Below are 16,216 nucleotides of genomic sequence, written 5' to 3' on the forward strand. Positions count from 1 at the left end.
CCGCCGGCCACGCCCCGGCCCGGGCTCGTTCGCGCGATCGGGATCATGAACATCGCCTTCTCCTCGATCATCACGCTCTGGGCCGGGGCGACGGCGTTGATGGCGTTCTCGATGAGCCTGGCCTCGGGCGAGGTGCCGGCGGCAGCGGCGGGTCAGTCGACCCCCAACCCTTATTCATTCATGGGCGACCCGGCCCTGATCCGGTTCTACATCATCGACATGGCGACCGGGCTGCCGCTCAACATCATCATGTTCGCGTCGGGCATCGGCCTCATCAATGCCCGGCGCTGGGGGGCGTGGTGGTGGACGCGGGCGGCTTGGGCGAAGATCGTCCGGCTGATCGCCGTCTACGGGTACTTCATCGTGGCCGTCGTCCCCCCGCTCTCGGCCGGGATGACCCGGATGGTCATGGCCATGCTCGAAGCCCAGAAGTTGCCGCCGGGAAAGGGCCTCAAGCCCGAAGAGCTGACGAAGCTCTACATCTTCAGCTACTCGTTCATGTCCGTGGCCATGATCGTCCTGGGCATGATCTATCCGGCCGTCTCGATCTGGATCCTGGGGAGGCCGGGCGTCAAGGCGGCCCTCTCGGGCGATGACGGCGAAGCCGAAAGGGAAACGAGCCTGCCGTGACCGACCTGGCCACCCTCGTCCTCGGGCCCCTGGCGTCCCCCGAGTGCCGCCGCGCCGCGCGTCGCCCGTGGCCGATCGTGGCGCGGAGCGCGGCCGGCGCGATCGCCTCGCTCCTGGCCTTCGTGACGATCTGGACGTGGTGGATCTCCGCCCAGGTCGACCCCTACCATCAGCCGTTCGTGGAGCTGCGGGTCTGCCTGGTCACCCTGGTCGGCATGGCCGTGGCGATCGCGGTGGTCCTGGCCCCGGCCTTCCTGGCCGGGTCGCTCGCGGGGGAGCGGGAACGGGGATCGATCGGCCTGTTGCTCGCCACGGACGCCTCGGCGCTCGACATCGTCCTGGGCCGCCTGGCCGGCGGGCTCGGCCTGGTCGCTCTGATCGAGCTGGCCACCCTGCCCCTGCTCGTCGGGATCGCCTCGCTGGCGGGCTTCACGCCCCTCCGGCAGGCGACGCTGGCGGCCCTGCCGCTGGCGGTCGCGTTCGGGGCGGGGGGGGTCGCGCTGGCGGCCTCGGCCGTATCCCGACGCGGCCGCGACGCCCTGATGCTGGTCTACCTGCTGATCGCCCTGACGCAGCTGACCCCCTTCCTCGGCCGGGCGGGCGTGATCAATCCCTTCACCGTCCTGGGCCCGCTGGTCTGGGGGGAGGACCCGGCCCCGGCCTGGGTCTGCTCGCTGGCCTGGGCCGGCTCCGGGCTCATCGGGCTGGCGCTGGCGACCTGGCGGCTCCGGCCGGCGGCCCTGTCCGAGGGGAAGAACAGCCGCGATCGGCGCAGGGCCCGGAGGCGCACCCGCCGCCTGCCCGAGGTCGATCAGGCCCGGCCGATGCTCTGGAAAGAGCGATACATCGAACGGGCCGGCACCATGGGCGGGATCGGCCGATGGATCGGCGGGGCCATCGTCGCCTGGCTGGTCGGGAGCAGCCTGATCGCGGGGGGGATCCTGGCCCGGGAGACGTTCTCCCCGAGCGGCAATCCCTCGCGGGCGCAACAGGCCCTCGAACTCCTGGAGATCGGCGTCGTCGGGCCGGCGGGGGCGATCTCGGTCCTGATCTGCGCCGCGATCGGGCTCCGGGCCGCGGTGACGATCGCGTCGGAGCGGGAAAGGGGGACCTGGGATGGCCTGCTCACCAGCCCCCTGGAAGGCCAGGAGATCATCCTCGGGAAGCTGGCGGGCAGCCTCCGCGCCGTGCGGTGGCTGATCGCGGCGGCGGCCCTGGCCTGGACCATCGCCGCGTCGGTCGGGGCGATGCCGCTCCGGGACTATATCGACGCGATTCTCGGCCTCGCCGCGGTGGGGTTGTTCATGGCCGCGCTCGGGGTGCGGGTGTCGCTCCGCTGCTCCACCGCGACCCGCGCCATGGGGATGACGCTGGCCCAGGCCCTGCTCGCCGCGGCGGTCTTCGCCATCGGCGCGGTGTCGATCTGCCTGGGGGTGGCGCTGGCCTGCTGGCTCGGCTGGCTGTTCCTGGGCCAGATCGGCCAGATCGACCTGTCGCGGGTCGCGGTCTGGTTCCCGATGTCATTCCCATCCGGCTATGCGATCGCCAGGCTCTCGCTCTACGCGGTCGCGGCGGTGGCCCTGGTGATCGAGACCCGCCTTCGCTTCGACCGGATCGCCGGGCGGATGACCGCGGGCCGCACGTCGATCGCCGTGGATCGGTTCATCCACGGCGGGCCGGTCGTCCCGGTCCGCCTGGAATCGCGGCGATGACGGGGGCCGGCATCGCCGCCCCCGCCATCGCGGATCGCGGACGATTCAGGCGACGTGATCGACGCGGAACGGCGGGACGTCGGTGCGGGGCGGGGGCACCAGCGTCGTCGGTGCGGGGCGGGCGGCCATCAGGTCGGACAGGTCGACCGGGTGGCGGTCGAGGACGGCCTGCAACTCCTGCGCGTCGATCGTCTCCTGCTCGATGAGCAGGGTGGTCAGGTCTTCCAGGGCCAGGCGCCTCCGGCCCAGGATCGCCCGGGTCATGGCGTACGCCTCATCCAGCACCCGGCGCACCTCCAGGTCGATCTCCCGGGCCGTGCGCTGGCTCCAGGAATCGGAGTTGGCCCCGCCCCCGGGCAGGAACGGGCTCCGGCCCTCGTTCTGATAGCTGACCCGCCCCAGGCGAGGGCTCATGCCGAACTCGGCGACCATCTTGCGGGCGATCGACGTGGCCCGCTGGAGGTCGCTGGTCGCGCCGTCGGAAACCTCTCCGTAGACCAGTTCCTCGGCGACGGTGCCGCCCAGCAGGCCGCGGATCGTGTTTTCGAGCCAGCTCTGGGTGTGGAGGAACCGATCATCCTCGGGCCGATACATCGTGTAGCCGAGCGCCCCGTTGCCCCGGCCCAGGATGGAGACCTTGTGGACCGGGTCGGTGTGGGGCAGGCTCCGCGAGACGATGGCGTGGCCGGCCTCGTGGTAGGCGATCCGCAGCTTCTCGTCGGGCCGGAGGACGCGTTGCTTCTTCTCCGGGCCGGCGACGACCCGCTCCACGCCCTCCTCGAACTCGACCCGGCCGACGGTCGTCTTGTTCTTGCGGGCGGCGAGCAGCGTCGCCTCGTTGACCAGGTTGGCCAGGTCCGCGCCCACGAATCCGGGGGTCATCGCCGCGATGTGGCGGAGGTTGATCTGATCTTCCAGGGCCACCTTGCGGGTGTGGACCCGGAGGATCTCCTCGCGGCCGGCGATGTCGGGGCGATCGACGGTGATGTTGCGGTCGAACCGGCCGGGCCGCACCAGCGCCGCGTCGAGCGTCTCGGGGCGGTTGGTGGCCGCCATCACGATCACGCCGAGGTCGGAGCTGAACCCGTCCATCGCCACCAGCAGTTGGTTCAGGGTCTGGTCCCGCTCGTCGGACGTGCCCGGGCCGCCCGCGCCTCGGGATTTGCCCAGGGCATCCAGCTCATCGATGAAGACGAGGCAGGGGGCCTTGGCCTCGGCCTGGGCGAACAGGTTGCGGACCCGGGCCGCCCCGACGCCGACGAACATCTCGACGAAGTCCGAGCCGGACAGCGAGAAGAACGGCACGCCCGCCTCGCCGGCCACCGCCTTGGCCAGCAAGGTCTTGCCCGTACCGGGCGGGCCGACCAGGAGCACCCCCTTGGGGATGCGGCCGCCGATCTTCTGGAACTTCTCGGGGGTGCGGAGGAAGTCGACCACCTCGCGCAGCTCGGCCACGACCTCGTCGTTGCCGGCCACCTGATCGAACGTGACGCGGGCTTCCCCGTTGCCATAAACCTTGTGGCGGCTGCGAGCAAAGGCCATCGCCGAGCCCAGCCCGCCCCCCTTGCGGCTCATGAAGACCAGGATGCCGACGGCGATCGCCAGGACGGCCAGGGGCGCCAGGACCGTCTGCGCCTGGGAAGGTCCCTCGATCGCCTCGTAGCGACCGCCGGGGATGTGGTTGGCCAGGAGCGCCGGCAGCTCGCGATCGAGTTCCATGCCGAGCCGCGAGGTGCGGAACCGGGCCGGGGACCCGTCCGGCCCGGGGGCGGTGAACTCCCCGTCGATCTCCGTCGGCCCGATGCGGGCGGATCGGATCTGGCCGCCGATCAACTTTTCCTTGAACGTGCCGTAGCGGATCGTCTCGATCTCTTCGGCCGCCACGGTGTACCAGGCGGCGGCGCCGATCGCGACGAGCAGGGCCAGGGCCGCCCCCCCGATCTTCTGGTACTTCTGCCGCGTCCGCTTCGATTGGCTCGGGGCGTGGGAGGACGACGATCGATCCTGAGAATCGAGATCCATTCGATAGGTGTCCGGCGTGGGGTGGAGCCCGCGTGCGGAAAGAGAGGGTGGGGACAACGGCGTCCCGGTGAGATTCCGCAGGGCGGAAGTGCGGGCGAGATCCATGGATATCAGATCGAGTCTATGCCGGTCGCCAGGATCATGTCAACAGTCGCCGTCCCATCGTTGTCACGCGGGCACATCGCCCCGTCGATCGGCCCGCGGCACCGGCGCACCAGCCCATGCCGGGCTCGCCGCCGGGTCCGCGGGCCGATCGACATCAATGCCTGCCTCGGCCCCGGCAGCTTCCGCGGGGCCGTCGCATCAGAATCGGAAGGTCGCCGCCGCGCCGGAGTCCGTGGGCATGCGATCCGCAGGGACGACGACGACCTCGCTGCCCCTCCTGATGGCGAGCTCCGCGAGGTCGTCGAGCAGGTCATCCACCTCGGGGTCGGCAAGGTCGCCGAACTCCACCCGGCCCGAGGACGGATCGACCTTGCCAGGGATCTGCCGGTCCGATTCGACCAGCAGGGTCTGGACCCGGCCGGTGACCAAGGCCTGGGCGATATCCGAGAGGTCGGCGGACCCGAGGAACTTCGACCGGGCCTCCTGGAAGTCGCTCGCCATTCGGGAGATGCGTTCCAGATAGCGTGGTTCCACCATCCGACAGGCCTCTTCGCGGAGCCGGTCGGCGGGGATGGATTTCGGGTCGAATGCGATACCTCCGGCCATCAGCATCGGGTTGTGGCTGACCTTGCGGAACAGGTCGTGATGCTGCGGCAGTGCGGCCAGCATGAGCGGCAGCCCCGAGGATCGGGAGTGTCGATCCAGGACCGCCCGATCCACGGCCCGGAAGAAACGCTCGTTGTCGAGGTCCACTTCGTCCTTCTTGCCGCCGTGCCCATGATGCATCGACGGCGAGGCGTGCCTCCCCCCGCGTCCCCCCGCCGATCCGTAGGAGGCCACCGTCAGGTGCGACTCGGTCAATTCCTCGCCCAATGCCTCCTCGATCGTCCGGGGGACGCCATCGGCCAGCTCGACCTCATCCAGGGCGTCCCGGTTGCCCTCATAGAGGTACGCCTCATGGCGATTGAGCCCCAGGATCTGATAACGATCGGCGGATTGCAGCATCCGCACCAATGGCTTCGTATGGAAGCTCTCGGCCACGACGGACAGTTCGGGGACAGATCGTTGCAGCGTGTAGAAGCGGAAGCTCCCGGGCGAGGCGAAGACGGCCAGGCCGTCGAGCGTGTGATTCCAGAACTCGGAATCTTCGGCCAGGGAGCGGAACCGCTCCAGCAAGGTCCCGACCTCGCTCGTCTCATACTTCCGGCGGAGTGAGGATTCCACCTCCTTCAGGAGATTGCGGAACCGGATCGGATCCTGCCGGTTGTCGACGTGGTGTCGATGCGTCGGCTGGTAGAGCGAGATGCAGGGCGTTTCATGTTCGTCCAACAGCGCGCGAAATTCCTCGGTGTTCAGAAATGCCATGAATCTCCCTCCGAATGAACGAACCCGGCTTCTGTACGCGCGTCGCCGATGTCCGCCGGCCTCCGTCGAAGACCAGCCGATCTCGTTCTTGGCCTCCTCGGACGTTCCGCCGATGACGGACCCGGGAGGTCGCTGCGAGGCTCACCGCACCCGGTTTGCTACGGGAGCGATTGTCATCGCCTCGCTGATCAGCGACGCGACTCCGCTGCGAGAAATGTCCGACGCGAGGGATGCCTCGAATGAGCGGGCAACCCTCATTTTCTTCCTACGGCCCAGGCTGGAACTCGGTTCGAAACCGAATTTGATAGACGGCTCAAACATGGATAAACAATGAGTTTGCGTCAGAAAAATCGCGGCCGTCTATGATGGAAAGTATTCTCGGGCGAGATACAGACGCTCCCACCACGGATCTGTCGAGTTTCCCGGGCCATACCACCGTCCGGAGATTTTCCCGGCGGGGGACACGATCCGGGGCCAGCCTCGCCCGAATCGAGTCCTTCTTATCAATGCCGATGCCCGTCAGCGGCTGATCGGCACGATATCGCTGACGATGCGCGGATTGTCCACGGTCGATGCCGGCGCGCCGAGGCTCAACGCGGCCTGCCGAGAGGGGCCGGCCTGCCCGTCCCATCGGCCGGATTCGACCCGGACGGCCACGCGATTCGATCGGCCGGGGCCGGGCTCTCCCAGGCGATGGGCGACGTGCCCGCCCCCCGGCAGGTAGACGTTGACCCACCACGCCGATCCGGCGACCGGCAACGGGTCGGACCAGGCGACGGGCAGCGTCACCTCGACGGCGGATCGGCCCAGGCTGCCCACCCTTCGCGGCGGGGCGGTGGGCGGTCCGAGGCGGGCCAGGCGGCCCGGCGGGACGACCGGGGTCTGGAGCCGATCGACGACCGCGGCCAGGAACCAGAGCGGTTCCAGCCGAGACGCGGCAAACCGGCGAGCGGCCGCATCGGGGACCGGCCCGGTCAGGGTGGCTATGGCACGGTCGGGATCGAATGCGACGGCCACCCGGCCCAGCGCCGCGTCGGTCCCGAGCGCCTTGCGGATCAGGTCGGCACCGACCTCGGCCGGCAGGTCGAAGGCGGGACGCACCCCGACGAACGGGTCGGGCCCCAGGGCATCGGCCCCCACGACCGCGACCTCGGAGGGGCTCGCGGCCGGCTCGGTCCGAAAATGCCCCCCGAGCCGGGCGAAACCGCCGGCCGGGAGCGTGGCCCATTCGTCGGCGTTGCCAAAGGTGTGGAACAGCCCGAAAGGGTTGGCCCGATACTTTGTCGAGGCGTCGGCCGTTGCGTCGGCCTCCAGCGCCGCTTCCGGGCCGAGGAAGTTGGCCCCTTCCGGATGCGTCGGCTGATCGCCCCACCAGAACGGCCCGGCGTTCCCGCCCCGGGCCGCGCGAAGCCATTCGGCTCGGGTCGGCAGTCGATAATCGAAGTGGAGCGGATCCGCCGCGCCCAGGGCCTTGAGGTAGTCGCGGGCCTTCCCGGGCGTCAGGCCGATGGCCGGCTGGTCGGGGCCATCCAGCGCAAACTCATCGGATCGGCCCGCCCTGGGGTCATACCCCGGCAACCGACGGCCGACCTGCTGATTCGTCGCCTCGGTGGTGGCGAGGAAGAAGCCCGGGACGTCGCCATCGCCCGCGATCCGCGCGAATCGCACCCCGTCCGGGCCCGGCCGTGGCAGGACCCGGGGGGGCTCCGAGAGCGGACGTCCCCAGCCGAACGGCCCTCGATCGTCGACCTTCGCCGCCCCCCTCGGCCTGGGGAATGCCCCGATCCCGGCCGCCAGCACGTTGCTCACCGCGTTCCCCGTAGCCGCGTCGATCACCGCCAACTCGACCCGCACCGCCGATGGCAGCCGGTCGCGGACCGCCGCCGCCGGGACCAGCACATCGATCCGGGATCGCCCCGGCGGGGTCTCGACCGGGAACGCCGACCGCTGGATACGCCCATCGGGCAGGGCCACCCGCAGGGCGAACCGGGCCGAGTCGATGGCCTGGCCGCGCTCCCATCGCGCCTCGGCGACCAGGCGGATCAGATCCTCACCGCCCCGGCCCGGCAGGATGACGCCCTCGCCGGCCCAGCGGATCAACCGGACCGGCGGCTCGGGCACCGCGATGGCGGTCGCATTGGGCCAGCCTGCCAAAAGCATCAGAGCGAATCCGAAGGCACGCCGGTCACCGAAAATCATGGAGGACGTCTCTCGCCGGCTTCATTGGCTCGATCAGATCACGAGGGAAGTTGTCCCTCCAGTCGGGGACCATCAGGCGATGGATCAGGCCGAAGACGAGCGCGAGCATCATCAATAGCCCTCCTGTCCCCAGCGTCGCGATCAGCCCCGAGGCAAAACTCCTCAGCTCATATTCGTGACGCAGAGGGGAGCCTGACATCGCCTCGAACTCGCCGGCAAGTCCCAGACCCATGGATCCCGCGAGGAGCTGGGCCATCGGCAGGATCTGGGCCAGGCCCAGCAAGAAGCCACCCTTGATGAACGCCAGGCCGAGGGGATAGGACATTCGGCAAGAGTAAAACCCCAGCGCGAACAGGAGAAGGATGCCGGTCAGCATCCCGGGCCAACCCCCTGTCATGGTCGTGAAACCGCCGAGGATGAGGCAAACGGGCAGATTCAAGAGGTAGATGAAGACCCAGTCCAATGACAGCGACCTCATCCGGTCGCGATCTAGTCGATCCCGAGCCGATTTGTCAGCGATCGGCGGCCAGTCCGTGAGGTCGCCGAGGTCTCCCATGAACTCTCCCTTCACTCCGAGCGATCAGGGCCGGAGGTCGGCCTCGCAGAGGATGTCGAACCCCTTGGCGTGGAGCGTGACGGCGGCCTGCTCGATGTTGTCGACGTGGGTGGCCATGCCGCATCGCCCGTGGGGGTGGACGATCAGGGGATAGGCGTAGTGGATGTTGATCTCCGCCTGGATCAGCGCCGTGCCCAGGTTGACCAGCGAATCGGGGCCGGCCGGCAGCTCGACGACCAGCAGCTCGTTCTCGGCGAACGCCAACTTGTTGAGTCCGAGGATCTCCCGGCCCTGCTCGGGATGGCTCAGGATCAGGCGGACGATGCAGCAGTCAGCCGAGTCGGAGATCGACAGGCCGACGATCTTCACCTTCGACCCCTGGAAGGCGCGGAACACTTCGAGGAGTTGGCCGACCCGGTTCTCCAGGAACACCGAGAACTGGGTGATCGACGGCCAGTTCCTCCCTTCCAGGGTTTCGAACTCGACCTCGCTCCCGCCGCTCTCGCCATAGCTCATGGCCCGCCCCCGATCTTCGCCGACGTCGCCCCAGCCCAACGGTTCGACACCGAGTGTACGGGGCGGATTCCGGGCGGTCAATCGGTCCGGCGGGCCCCTCCCTCAACGCAACCGGAGCCGGAGCAGATCCTCGGCCTCGATCCGGTCGAGGCGGGTTTCCAGGATCGTCGGCGTCGCCGGCGCGGCCACCACGCGGCCGGACAGGGCAAGCGGGCGTTCCGCCGCCAGCCACTCGACCATCTCGGCCACGACCTCGGGCCCGACCTCCTTCCCCTCGGCGAAGGCCTCGTTGAACCGGGGCAGCCTCCGCCTCGCCTCGGGGTCCGAGAGGAGATGCTGGGTCAGGTCGGTCGGGACCAATCCCGGATTCACCGCATAGATCGCCGGGCCGTCGGGCCGGAACTCGCGGGCCAGGCATTCCACCAGCCGGACCAGCCCCGCCTGTGCCATGGCATAGCCCGAACCGAAGGCCAGTTCCCCATTGTGGCCCGGCCCGACGAGGACGGAAATGGTGGCCGCATCCGATGCCCTCAGGAGCTGGAGGGTTTCGCGGATCGCGTTGTGGGCGCCTCTCAGGGCGGTCTCGACGTCCTTCCACCACTCGTCGGCGGCCACCGCACCGATGGCACCGATCCCCCGGAACCGGCCCGCGGCGCAGACCAGGGTGTCGCACACGCCCCCCGCCCACTCCCCGAACCGACCCAGGGCCTTCCTCAACCCGGCGTCGTCGAGCACATCCGCCGCGAGGGCCTTCGCCTCGCCCCCGCCGTCGGCGATCGCCCGCGCCGTCGCCTCGACCTCGGATAGGGTCCGGGCGACCAGCCCGACGCGCGTGCCCGATTCCGCCAGCCGTTCGGCGATCGCCCGGCCCAGGCCCCGCCCCCCTCCCGTGATCAGGGCCGTCCGGATGCGTCGTTCGCTGCTCATCGTCCACCTCGTCCTCGCGGGATCCCCGTCGCGCCCGGCCGCATCCCCACTGTAGGCCGGACGCCGATCCGGGTCGAGGGACGCCGCCAACGAGCCCGCACTTGTGGCCCGCCGGACGACTGTCGTATAGTGATCCGAGAGGGATTAGGCCCATCGCCACGATCGCCGGGGGGAGCCAGGCCATGGAGTCGTTGGAAAAGCCGATCACGCGGGTCTGGCGGCGGATGCGGATGCAGCGGTTCCTCTCGGCGCTGGTCTGGTGCCTGGCCTCGGCCCTGGCGGCGGCCACCGTCGTCTTGATCGTCGAGAAGTCGGGCTATCCCGTGCCGGGGGCGGCCTGGTGGCCGTTCGCCATCGCGGCGGCCCTGGGCGTGATCGCGGCCGGGCTGGTCGCGATCCTGAGCGGTCCGGGACGAATCGATGCCGCCGTGGCCCTCGACCGGGCATTCCAGCTCAACGAGCGGTTGAGCACGGCGCTGACCCTCCCCGAATCGTTGCGGGAGACCGCCGTCGGGAAGGCCCTGATCGCCGACGCGGCGGCCAAGGTGGGGACCATCGACGTGGCGTCCCGGTTCGGCCTGACCGTACCCCGGAAGTCGTGGGTTCCCCTGATCCCCGTGGCCCTGGCCGGCGCGATCCTGCTAGCCCCCCCGTGGACGCGGACGCGGGCCGATGCCAGGGCCGCGACGACCGCCTCGACGAAGGTCGAGTCCAAGGCGGTGGCGAAGTCGGGCGAGGCCCTCGGCAAGAAGATGGCCGAGCAGCGCAAGCAGATCGACAAGCAGAAGTTCGCCGAGGCCGAACGCCTGCTGGCCGAGGTCGAGAAGATCGCCGACGGGCTGGCCAAGTCGCCCCCCGCCCAGAAGGACAAGGCCATGATGGCCCTGAACCAACTGACGGACGCCATCAAGGAACGCCAGAAGCAGCTCGGCTCCCCCGAGCAGGTCAACCGCCAGCTCCAGCAGCTCAAGGAGATGGCCAGCGACGGGCCCGCCGAGGACTTCGCCAAGGCCCTGGCCAAGGGCGACTTCGCCAAGTCCGCCGAGGAGTTGAAGCAGATCAAGCAGAAGCTCGCCTCGGGCAAGATGACGGAGAAGGAGAAAGAGGCCCTCAAGAATCAGATCGGCGAGATGGGCAAGCAGCTCGAAAAGCTCGCCAACCTCGACCAGCGCAAGAAGCAGCTGGAAGAAGCCAGGAAGAACGGCGGCCTCTCTCAGGAGCAGTTCGATAAGGAGATGGCCAAGCTCAACGACCAGGCCAAGGGGCTCGAAGGGCTCAAGAAGATGGCCGACAAGCTCTCCCAGGCCCAGCAGGAGATGGCCAACGGGGATACCAAGAAGGCCGCCGAAACCCTAGGGATGAGCGAGAAGCAGCTGGAGAAGATGGCCCAGGAACTCCAGGAGATGCAGTCCCTGGAAGGGGCCCTGGCCGATCTGCAGGACGCCAAGAACGGGATGAACGGCGAGGGGATGAACCAGCTCGGCGAGGGGATGTCGCAGTCGGGCCTGGGCGGCCGATCCCCGAACCAGATGGGAGATGGTCAGGGCCGGGGACGGGGTCGCGGGGAAGGGGATCGGGCCGAGGCGCCCGACGACGTCAACGCCTACAACACCCGCGCCAAGCAGCAGTTCGGCAAGGGGGCCGCCGTCGTCGAGGGGACCGCCCCGCCGATCTCGCAGACCAAGGGGCAGTCCGGCATCGCCATCCAGGGGGAGGTCGAGACCGCCACCGGTGCCGCGGCGGATGCCCTGACCAATCAGAAGATCCCCAAGACCGTCGAGAAGCACATCCGGGGCTACTTCGACCAGATCAACAAGGGGAACTGAGCCGGCCCCGGCTCAGAATTCCTCGGCGGGGCGGCTGCGGGGCTTGGGGATGTCCGCGACCAGCCGGCCCCGCCGGAAGATCGAGATCGTCCCGGTCGACTGCGAGACGCACAGGGCCATGGCGTTGGTGTCGAGGGTGATGGCCGCCGCCGCCTCGTGGCGGGTGCCGAGCCCCTGGGGCAGGGCTTCGTCGAGCTTCGCGACCGGGGCCAGGTAGCGGCCCGCCGCCAGCACGACGCCGTCGCCCCGGACGATGAAGGCGCCGTCGATCGCCGAGAATTCCTTGAGCGTCTCCTCCAGCCCCGCATCCAGGACGTTGCGTTCTTCTTCGGGATAGCCGCGGAACGGGTTGATCACGAGTTGGCGGCTCTGGGCCAGCACGGCCTCGCTGTCCCCCAGGACGAACAGGCAGCCGACCGGCCGTCCTTCCCGGCCCTCCAGGCCGAGTTCGCTGGCCAAGGTGAGCAGGCGTTCGAAGACGGCCGGCTCGATGTCCCGGGGCAGGGGTTCGGCGGTGGCGCCGCCGAACATCTCGATCTCGGAGCCGAGGTCCAGGACCATCACGGTGTCGATCCGGCCGGACCGATCAAGCCCGGTCACGCAGACGATCCGATCCCCCTGCGCGATCCATCCTTCGGCGGCCGCCACCAGGGTCGCCACCTTGATCTGGCCGGCGCGGGTCATGGAGACATCCGGCACGCGCACGACCTGGCACAGGTCGCCCCACCCTTCCGGGGCCCGGAAATCCATCTTGCGGGTGATCAGGATGACCCGAAATGCGACATCTTCGATCAATCCGGCCAGGTCGTTCTCATCCTCGATCACGTCGGCCGACAGCAGCACGGCGCGGGCCGAAACCTCGCGGGCGATCGCGTGGGCGTGGCGGACCAGGCTCCGGGTGAGGGTCTTCACGAATCAGGGGCTTCCGGGTTCGGGTGGGGGGGCGTCGAATTCCAGGGCCATCATGAGAAGGCCGAAGTCGTCGAACTCCCCGGGGTCGGTCTTCTTTCCGGCCTGCTCGATCCGCACCCGATTCTCGCCCGCGCGGAGCAGGCCGGGCGGGATCGGCAGGCGGATCCGTTCGGGGGTCTCGTTGTGGGTCGTGATGTGCCGGTTCAGGTAGTCCACCTTCTGCCCGTTGACCAGCGCGGACGTCCGGATCTCCCCCGCCCGGACCCAGGCGGAGAATTCGATGTGATTGGCCTCGCCGACCACCTGGACCACGTCCAGCACCAGGAAAGCGGGCCGATCCGGCACCGCCTCCAGCACGAACGAGCGTTCCAGGACGCCCCCTTCGGGCAGGGGAGGGTCGAGGAGCGGCGGCTTCCGAGAGGCCTCGTTGCCCAGGTGATGGGCCGTCGCATCCAGGACCATGCGGGTGCCCTGGCCCAGGATCTCGACCTGTTCGAGGCGATCGCGGGGGATGACGAGGTCGCCCGCATAGGGCGTGGCCACGGTCATCGCATCATCGGCCAGCGCGATCAGGGCCCCTTCGACGCGGTCCAGGTCGCCGGGGTCGACGCCGGGGGCGGACCTCCATGCGACCCGGATGAGCAGGCCGTCGATCGGGCGGGACGGGGCCGGGACGCGGCGGAAATCGATGCCGGCCACCTCCGACCAGGTCAGCGAGACTACCCGGCCGTCGATGTCCATCCGGATCGCGTCGGCGTCGGCCGACACGAACCGGCCGAACAGCTGATCGCCGTCGTCGGCCAGCCGGACCACGTCCTGGGTGGGGTCGACTTCGAGGTTGCCGACCGGCTCGGCCAGGCGGACCAGCCGCAGGTCATCGAAGTGGACGGCGAGATCCTCCGGGGGGATGCCCGGGCCGTTGGACTGGTTGGCCAGTCGTATCTCGACGAGGGGGCCGCTCGGCCCCCGGCCGTGGGCCAGTTGATCGCCGCCGACGGACAGGTCGGTCACGCCCGGGCCGAAGCGGATCACGAGACGATGCCAGCCGGGCCGGCGGGCCAGGCGCTGGACGGGCAGGGCGGGGCCGCCCGAGGAGAGGACCGCCAGGCTTTCCTCGCCCCAGTCGAGCAGGGCGCGGACCGTCTCCGGGCCGGCGGCGCCCCGGAACAGGAGATCGACGAACCATTGCTGGCCGGCGACGACCCGGCCGTCGTCGTGGAACGCGACTTCGAGGCGGCCGGAGTTCACCGGCTCCGCCAGCCTTCGCGTGATCGCCGAGCCGCCCGCCGGGATGCGGAGGCTCTTCTCCCCGACGAGCCGGGGCTCCGACACGACCTCCGGCAACCCGACCTCGGACCAGAGTCCGGCTTCGAGGGTCTCGAACCCGTCGCGGAAGACGAGCGCCTCGCCGGGCCGTTGATTTAACCCGAGGGCTCCCCCCCGGGCGACGACCACCGGCCCGAGGCCGGGCCCGCCTTCGAGCCGGACGGAGGCGGCATCGACCGACCCGAGACGCCCCGAAACCTGCTGATCGAGGCCGAGCACGACCCGCATCGGCGGGGTGCCCGAGACCGCGTCGGCGGCGGGGCCATCGAACGAGATCACCGATCCGGGCCGGAGCGGGATGGGAGCGGCCCCCCCATCGGGCCGGAATCGGAAGCCCGATCGGGCTTCGCCGATGAGGCGCCCCGTGAGGCTTTCGCCGCCGGGCCGGGCCAGCGTCTCGATCCGGGGGCGGGGCGAGGGCGGTGCGGGCCGGATCTGGCGCGCGTCGGCGTCCGGGCTCGCCGCCAGGGCCCACCAGATCATCGCCATGGTCAAGCGGCCGGTGCACATTCTCATGGGGGTCGAGTTTACGACGGAGGGATCACCCCGGGCAAGCATCTCCATCGCCCGGCCCCGGTCGCCGCTTTCCATCAGGGTCGTCGACTATCGCCAAGGTGCGTGCGCGCGAAAAAGCCCGGCCCTTTCGTCAAGGGCCGGGCTCGGGCCGATCGGCGTGGGCCGATCAGGGTTGCGGGAAGGTCGAGGCCGGGCCGCCGCAGCGGCGGAGGTAGTCCTTGTCGAAGTAGACGACCTCGACGCGGGCCTTCTTGTGGTTGAACGGGATCGGGTAGTCCGCCCAGTACAACTCATCGAAGTAGACCGAGCACTTGTAATGGCAGCTGATCAGCTGGCAGGCGCCGGCCAGGGGATAGATCTTGCAGGGGTTGACCTTCTCGCCGATCTTCTCGACGAGGATCCGGACGTTGTTCCGCTGGGTCTCGTAGAACGGCGGGCACCCGTTCTTGAACTTCGGCACCTTTTCCCACACCTCGGCCTCGCTGGGCGGGTCGAGGCAGCTGGCCGGGGCGAATTCGCCGGGGATCGGGTCCATGATCGGGACGCGATCCTGCTCCTCACGCTCGATGTCCCGCTCCAGCCTCTGCGACTGAGAGGGCAGGATCGGCCAGGCGAACGACCAGCCCGTCGGGTGCAACGGGGAAATACTCCGGAACACGTAGCTCAGGCCGCAGCCCGTGAAGCTCGTGGACACGACCGCCAGCAGGGCACCCGTCAGTATCCCGCGAACCCAGCGCGGGGTGATCGGGCCTTGGTGCCGCGCAGATTGGGACATGAGAACTTCCCCTCCTTGGGAGCGAGCGCGAACGGGCCGAGGGGTGACTTCCTCCCCAACGGCATCGGCGCCGGAACCATCCTGTTCGGCGCGGGCGGGGAAGTCCTTCCCCGTTGGCGTCCGTCGTCGGTTCTCGGTCAGGTGGTTTTGTTATCGAACGAGTTGCGGTCCGGCTTTGAGGAATTTCATCGCTGCGCCACCGGATTCCCATTGCTAACCGGATTTCGGCCCGAATTTGCCGCCGAGAGATCGCCGTCAGACCCGGCCGAATGTCCTAACTCCGAAAGGCATCATCGCGAGATTTTGCCCCGCCGATGACGGTGTCAGCCGCCCGCCTCCACCCGGCCGATCACCCCCTTTGTCGCGACGGAAGTTCCACGATGCAAATCGCTAGAGACAAATCGCCGGCACAGGCCGATCCGGGGACGGCTCCGATCCTGGCCGACCGGGGTTGCGATGGAGATCGGAGCGAAGCGGTGTGGCGCCGCTTGTCCGGTGTTGTGGGGCCCGGTAGGGTGGAGAAGTGGGGGAAATCCCGTTTGCCCAGAGACGCGGAGAAAAGACTCATGTCGCGGTTTGTCATCTTCAAAGACGATCAGGGCGAGTTTCGCTGGCGCTTCCTGGCCGCCAACCACAAGGTGATCGCGGTGGCCTCGGAGAGCTACGTGTCGAAATCCGACTGCGAGCACGGCATCGAGTTGATCAAGAAGAATTCCGTCGAGGCCCCCGTCCAGGACGAGACCGCGACGAGTTGATCGGACCCTCGGACTGCCCGGGCTCGAAGCCCTCGAACGCGCATCACGGCGGCGGGACAGGTCGAGGCCCGATC

Annotated in this window: 13 protein-coding genes; 4 read left to right on the top strand and 9 right to left on the bottom strand. The window is 69.2% G+C overall.

Annotated features, from left to right (window positions below; translation table 11 throughout):
• The first annotated feature begins 45 nt into the window (after nucleotides 1-45).
• Together TA3x_RS16395 and TA3x_RS16400 are read left to right on the top strand one after the other, a co-directional pair.
• Nucleotides 46-630, top strand: a complete 585-nt coding sequence (locus TA3x_RS16395; protein WP_435015728.1) for a hypothetical protein — start codon at nucleotides 46-48, stop codon at nucleotides 628-630.
• Nucleotides 627-2,342 carry an ABC transporter permease subunit gene (locus TA3x_RS16400; protein ID WP_435015729.1) on the top strand — a complete coding sequence of 572 codons (1,716 nt, stop codon included), beginning with the start codon at nucleotides 627-629 and terminating at the stop codon, nucleotides 2,340-2,342. Before TA3x_RS16395 ends, TA3x_RS16400 begins: the two co-directional genes overlap by 4 nt.
• A gap of 45 nt (nucleotides 2,343-2,387) precedes the next feature.
• On the opposite strand, the gene ftsH is transcribed toward TA3x_RS16400, so the two are convergent.
• From ftsH to TA3x_RS16430, 6 genes are all read right to left on the bottom strand, one after another.
• Nucleotides 2,388-4,364 carry an ATP-dependent zinc metalloprotease FtsH gene (gene ftsH, locus TA3x_RS16405; RefSeq protein ID WP_435015730.1) on the bottom strand — a complete coding sequence of 659 codons (1,977 nt, stop codon included), beginning with the start codon at nucleotides 4,362-4,364 and terminating at the stop codon, nucleotides 2,388-2,390.
• 303 nt (nucleotides 4,365-4,667) lie between these two features.
• Nucleotides 4,668-5,834, bottom strand: a complete 1,167-nt coding sequence (locus TA3x_RS16410; protein ID WP_435015731.1) for a hypothetical protein — start codon at nucleotides 5,832-5,834, stop codon at nucleotides 4,668-4,670.
• A 519-nt stretch (nucleotides 5,835-6,353) separates the two neighbouring features.
• Complete coding sequence (locus TA3x_RS16415) at nucleotides 6,354-7,994, bottom strand: formylglycine-generating enzyme family protein (protein WP_435015732.1); 1,641 nt, start codon at nucleotides 7,992-7,994, stop codon at nucleotides 6,354-6,356.
• A 25-nt stretch (nucleotides 7,995-8,019) separates the two neighbouring features.
• Nucleotides 8,020-8,589 carry a hypothetical protein gene (locus tag TA3x_RS16420; RefSeq protein ID WP_435015733.1) on the bottom strand — a complete coding sequence of 190 codons (570 nt, stop codon included), beginning with the start codon at nucleotides 8,587-8,589 and terminating at the stop codon, nucleotides 8,020-8,022.
• A gap of 24 nt (nucleotides 8,590-8,613) precedes the next feature.
• Nucleotides 8,614-9,105 (bottom strand): acetolactate synthase, encoded by a 492-nt coding sequence (locus TA3x_RS16425; RefSeq protein WP_435015734.1) that lies wholly within the window; start codon nucleotides 9,103-9,105, stop codon nucleotides 8,614-8,616.
• A gap of 102 nt (nucleotides 9,106-9,207) precedes the next feature.
• Nucleotides 9,208-10,032, bottom strand: coding sequence for an SDR family NAD(P)-dependent oxidoreductase (locus TA3x_RS16430; RefSeq protein ID WP_435015735.1), 825 nt, complete (start codon nucleotides 10,030-10,032; stop codon nucleotides 9,208-9,210).
• A gap of 182 nt (nucleotides 10,033-10,214) precedes the next feature.
• Here TA3x_RS16430 and TA3x_RS16435 point away from each other — a divergent pair, with 182 nt between their 5' ends.
• Nucleotides 10,215-11,858 (top strand): hypothetical protein, encoded by a 1,644-nt coding sequence (locus TA3x_RS16435; RefSeq protein ID WP_435015736.1) that lies wholly within the window; start codon nucleotides 10,215-10,217, stop codon nucleotides 11,856-11,858.
• Between the two features lie 12 nt (nucleotides 11,859-11,870).
• Here the strand turns inward: TA3x_RS16435 and TA3x_RS16440 are convergent, their stop codons facing one another.
• From TA3x_RS16440 to TA3x_RS16450, 3 genes are all read right to left on the bottom strand, one after another.
• A complete protein-coding gene (locus TA3x_RS16440) occupies nucleotides 11,871-12,770 on the bottom strand; it encodes a DNA integrity scanning protein DisA nucleotide-binding domain protein (protein WP_435015737.1) in 900 nt (299 codons plus the stop codon).
• A gap of 3 nt (nucleotides 12,771-12,773) precedes the next feature.
• The gene (locus TA3x_RS16445) at nucleotides 12,774-14,585 is read right to left on the bottom strand and encodes a hypothetical protein (protein ID WP_435015738.1); all 1,812 of its coding nucleotides are present in this window, start codon (nucleotides 14,583-14,585) and stop codon (nucleotides 12,774-12,776) included.
• Between the two features lie 193 nt (nucleotides 14,586-14,778).
• Nucleotides 14,779-15,387, bottom strand: a complete 609-nt coding sequence (locus TA3x_RS16450) for a hypothetical protein (protein ID WP_435015739.1) — start codon at nucleotides 15,385-15,387, stop codon at nucleotides 14,779-14,781.
• 566 nt (nucleotides 15,388-15,953) lie between these two features.
• Between TA3x_RS16450 and TA3x_RS16455 the strand changes: the two genes are divergently transcribed.
• Nucleotides 15,954-16,142: a YegP family protein gene (locus TA3x_RS16455; protein WP_435015740.1), complete on the top strand. Its 189-nt coding sequence runs from the start codon at nucleotides 15,954-15,956 to the stop codon at nucleotides 16,140-16,142.
• Nucleotides 16,143-16,216: the final 74 nt, after the last annotated feature.

This window comes from Tundrisphaera macrotermitis, assembly GCF_051175315.1.
GTDB lineage: Bacteria > Planctomycetota > Planctomycetia > Isosphaerales > Isosphaeraceae > Tundrisphaera.